The 4,294-nt window shown below is 71.4% G+C and carries 3 protein-coding genes; all 3 read right to left on the minus strand.

What is annotated here, in order from left to right:
• Nucleotides 1-141: 141 nt before the first annotated feature.
• Nucleotides 142-2,349 (minus strand): 1,4-alpha-glucan branching protein GlgB, encoded by a 2,208-nt coding sequence (gene glgB, locus ABT116_RS40115; RefSeq protein ID WP_351644916.1) that lies wholly within the window; start codon nucleotides 2,347-2,349, stop codon nucleotides 142-144.
• A 3-nt stretch (nucleotides 2,350-2,352) separates the two neighbouring features.
• Nucleotides 2,353-3,723, minus strand: a complete 1,371-nt coding sequence (locus tag ABT116_RS40120; RefSeq protein WP_351644918.1) for a maltokinase N-terminal cap-like domain-containing protein — start codon at nucleotides 3,721-3,723, stop codon at nucleotides 2,353-2,355.
• Between the two features lie 28 nt (nucleotides 3,724-3,751).
• Nucleotides 3,752-4,294, minus strand: a 543-nt coding sequence (locus tag ABT116_RS40125; RefSeq protein WP_351644921.1) for an alpha-glucosidase C-terminal domain-containing protein, incomplete at its 5' end; no start/stop codon positions are given.

The raw sequence follows: 4,294 nt of genomic DNA on the forward strand, positions 1-4,294 counted from the left end.
GTTGTTCAGAGTTTTCATTTTCCTATATCATTTGATGCCTGCCATTCTGGCCCCGCCCGCGTCGTACCACCGGGTGCTCCCGGTGGTACGACACCCAGTGCCCCTCCAGGCGGGCAGGACACCTGGTGGGACGGCGGGACTTCACACGGCGAACGGCGTCAGCCACACCGTGGCCAGCGGAGGCAGCGTGATCCGGACATGGCCGTCCTCCGTTTTGACCGGATCCGGGTTGGTCACGCCGCTGCCGCCGTAGCGCGTGTCGTCGGTGTTGAGGCGTTCCTCCCAGGCGACGACGTCCCCCGGCACCCACAGGCCGTAGTCCTGCCGTACGACGGGGGAGAAGTTCGACACCGCCAGCAGCGGATTCCCCTCGGCGTCGTGCCGGAGGAACGCGAAGACGTTGTCGTCGGCCGAGTCCACCGCGACCCACCGGAAGCCCTCCGGGCGGGTGTCGCACTGCCACAGCGCCGGCGTCGCCCGGTACGCGGTGTTCAGGTCACGGACCAGGTCGCGCACGCCCCGGTGGTCGCCCGCGGAGTGGTACCCGTCGTCGAGCAGCCACCACTCCGGGCCCTGCTCCACCGACCACTCCGCTCCCTGCGCGAACTCCTGCCCCATGAACAGCAGCTGCTTGCCGGGGTGACCCCACATGAAGCCGAGGTAGGCCCGGTGCGTGGCGCGCCGCTGCCACCAGTCGCCGGGCATCTTCGACACCAGGGCCTGCTTGCCGTGCACGACCTCGTCGTGGGAGATCGGAAGCACGTAGTTCTCGCTGTAGGCGTACACCATCGAGAACGTCATTTCGTGGTGGTGGTACTTGCGGTGCACCGGCTCGTGGGCGATGTACTCCAGCGAGTCGTGCATCCAGCCCATGTTCCACTTCAGGCCGAAGCCGAGCCCGCCGGTGTCGGTGGGCTTGGTCACCCCGCCCCAGGCGGTGGACTCCTCGGCGATGGTCACCACCCCGGGGGCCCGCCGGTACACGGTCGCGTTCATCTCCTGAAGGAACCGCATGGCCGCCAGGTCCTCCCGGCCGCCGTAGGCGTTGGGCTCCCACTGTCCGTCCTCGCGCGAGTAGTCGAGGTAGAGCATCGAGGCGACGGCGTCCACGCGCAGCCCGTCGATGTGGAACTCCTCGCACCAGTACACGGCGTTCGCGACCAGGAAGTTGCGCACCTCGGTACGGCCGAAGTCGAACTCGTACGTGCCCCAGTCCGGGTGCTCCGCGCGCCGGTCGTCACCGGGCTCGTACAGCGGCTCACCGTCGAAGCGGGCCAGCGCCCAGTCGTCCTTCGGGAAGTGCGCCGGCACCCAGTCCATGATCACGCCGATACCGGCCCGGTGGCAGGCGTCGACGAAGAAGCGGAAGTCGTCCGGCGTGCCGAGCCGGGACGTCGGGGCGTAGAACCCGGTGACCTGGTAGCCCCAGGACCCGTGGAAGGGGTGCTCGGCGACCGGCATCAGCTCGACGTGCGTGAAACCCAGGTCCTTGACGTACTTCGGGAGTTCCTCGGCGAGCTGCCGGTAGGTCAGCCCCGGCCGCCACGACGCCAGGTGCACCTCGTACACGGAGAGCGGCGCCTCGTGCACGGGTGTGTCGGCGCGGTGCGCCATCCACTCGGTGTCGCCCCACTCGTAGTGCGAGGCCGTCACGATCGACGCCGTGTTGGGCGGCTCCTCGCAGCGCCGTGCCATCGGGTCGGCCTTGAGGAAACGGTGGCCGTACCGGGAGTGGATCTCGAACTTGTACGGCGTTCCCTCGCCCACGTCCGGCAGGAACAGCTCCCACACGCCCGAGGCGCCCAGCGACCGCATGGGGAACTGCGTCCCGTCCCAGTGGGTGAAGTCCGTGGCGACCCGCACGCCCTGCGCGTTCGGCGCCCACACCGTGAACCGGGTGCCGCTCACGCCCTCGTGGGTCATGGGCTGTGCGCCGAGCGCCTGCCACAGCTGCTCGTGCCGGCCCTCGCGGATCAGGTGCAGGTCGAGCTCGCCCAGCGCCGGCAGGAAGCGGTACGGGTCGTGGGTCTCCTGCTCGCCCTCCTCGTACGCCACGTGCAGCGTGTACGCGGGGATCGCGTCCAGCGGCAGTACGCCCGAGAAGAGGCCGTCGCCCTCCGAGACGAGGGCTGTGCGCCTGCCGCCGATGACCACGCTCACCGCGCGGGCGAAGGGGCGCAGCGCCCGGAACACGACCCCGCCGGGCACCGGGTGGGCACCCAGCAGCGCGTGCGGATCGTGGTGCGCCCCCGCCAGCAGGCGCCCGCGGTCCTCCGGGCTCAGGGCGGGAGCGGTCGTGCTCGGGACCGGGCCGGACGGCTCCGGGATTGAGGTGTCTCGCAGGGCCACGGCTCAGTCTCCTCTCACGGCGAGGCGCTCGATCGCCGCCATCGGTACAGGCAGCCAGTCGGGGCGGTGCCGTGCCTCGTACAGCACCTCGTACACGGCCCGGTCCGTCTCGTAGGCGCGGAGCAGTCCGTGTTTCTTTCGGGGATCCCAGCCGGCGCGGGCGGCATAACCCGCGCAGTAGGCCTCGCGGCAGCGCCGGGCCCACTCGGGGCGCCAGGGGCGGCGCTGCCGGGCGGCGTAGTCGAAGGAGCGCAGCATCCCGGCGATGTCCCGCACCGGGGAGTGCGCGCTGCGGCGTTCGGAGAGCGGCCGGGACGGCTCGCCCTCGAAGTCGATGACGAACCACTCGCGCCCGGCCCGCAGCACCTGACCGAGGTGCAGGTCACCGTGGATGCGCTGGGCGGGCGGACCCGGGTCGCAGCTGGTGAGGGCGGCGAACGCGGTCCGCAGGCCCGGCACGAACGGCTGCAGCGCGGGCACGCAGTGCGCGGCGGCGTCCAGCCGCTCGGTCATCGCGGCAGCCGTCTGCCCGTTCTCCCCGGGCCCGCCGACGGGGAACGCCGACGCCAGCGCGAGGTGCACCTCCGCGGTGGCCGCGCCCAGCGCACGGGCCTGGACCGTGAAGTCGTCCCCTGCGGCCAGTGCGTTCAGCCCCAGCGTCCAGCCGTCGGAGGCCTCCCGCAGATACGGCTGCAGCACCCCGAGGGTGGCCTTGAACGGGTGCCGGGTCTGGAACCAGGCCACCGGCGCGGGAACGCGGTGACAGCCCTGGCGGGCCAGTGCGCCCGGCACCTCCAGGTCCGGGTTGACGCCCGGCTGGATGCGCCGGAAGACCTTCAGGATGTACTCGTCGCCGTACACCAGCGAGGAGTTGGACTGCTCGGCGTCCAGCAGCCGCGGCACCAGTCCGGCGGGCACCCGCTGGTCCGGGTCGCAGTCGAAGCGCAGGGGGCCGGCGGTGCCCGGTTGCCGCAGCCGGTCCAGCAGGAGCTGGGCAGAACGTGGGTCGTGCAGCGCGTCGTACACCGTCCTCCCGGCCAGCGGTCCCTCCTGCACCCGCCCGATGAGCGCCCGACCGAGCCGCGGGGCCGGGTGCTCCCGTACGCCGAGCAGGAGCTGGTAGCAGTCGCCGGCCGGGGGAGCCCCGCCGGGCGAGGGCACGCCCGTGTGTCCGGCGTGTCCGGCGTGGATCAGCAGATGCAGACAGCCCGGGAAGAGCTCGGTCATCGACAGCAGGCCGAGCTCCGTGACGGGCCGGTCCTTGCCCGCGAACCAGCGCTGCCGGGGCAGCCACTCGCGCAGCAGCCCGCCGAGCGACTCCATGGGCTCGGCCAGGCGCCGCAGGTCCGGGCGGAGGAATGCGGTCTTCGGCATGGTCACGCCTCCTTTCGTCGGCGCAGGCTCACAGTCGCCGGCCGATGCGGGAGGCGACCCGGGTGAGCCGGAACCAGTAGAAGCCGTGGCCCCCGAGCGTCAGCAGATACGGCAGCTCGCCGATCGCCGGGAAGCGGACCCCGCCGAACAGTTCCACCGGGTGCCGCCCCGCGAACTCGCGCAGGTCCAGCTCCGTGGGCTGCGCGAACCGCGCGAAGTTGTTGACGCACAGGACCAGGTCGTCCTCGTACTCCCGCAGGAACGCCAGCACCGCCGGATTGGAGGAGGGCAGCTCGGTGTAGGAGCCGAGTCCGAAGGCCGGGTTCTGCTTGCGGATCTCGATCATGCGGCGGGTCCAGTGCAGCAGCGACGACGGCGACGACATCGACGCCTCGACGTTGGTCACCTGGTGGCCGTAGACCGGGTCCATGATCGCGGGCAGGAAGAGACGGCCCGGGTCGGAGGTCGAGAAGCCGGCGTTGCGGTCGGGCGTCCACTGCATCGGCGTGCGCACCGCGTCCCGGTCGCCGAGCCAGATGTTGTCGCCCATGCCGATCTCGTCGCCGTAGTA

The sequence above is a fragment of the Streptomyces sp. NPDC002130 genome (assembly GCF_040296465.1).
Classification (GTDB): Bacteria; Actinomycetota; Actinomycetes; order Streptomycetales; family Streptomycetaceae; genus Streptomyces.